The 223-nt window shown below is 18.4% G+C and carries 1 protein-coding gene (running past one end of the window); it reads left to right on the plus strand.

The features are described 5' to 3' along the window. A protein-coding gene (locus LUA84_RS03655; RefSeq protein ID WP_231434492.1) for a ferredoxin crosses the window boundary here: on the plus strand, positions 1 to 33 show its end. Its footprint begins 177 nt before the window's first position; only the last 33 of its 210 coding nucleotides appear in the window; the start codon falls outside the window, past its left edge; the stop codon is at positions 31 to 33. The last annotated feature ends 190 nt before the right edge of the window (positions 34 to 223 follow it).

The raw sequence follows: 223 nt of genomic DNA on the forward strand, positions 1-223 counted from the left end.
CATTCAGTTAAAATAGAAGAAATAAATGATTAATGAATGAAATATATAGTAGATATTGATTATAGTAAATGTATAAATTGTTTGGCATGTTATTTAATAAATAAAAATATTTTTTCAATAGAAAATAATAGAAATAGTAATAAAAAACAACATAATTTCTTCTGAAAAAGATATAGAAGATATAAAAATTGCCACAAATATATGTCCTACCAATGCTAAATAT

The sequence above is a fragment of the Candidatus Nanopusillus massiliensis genome (genome assembly GCF_920984865.1).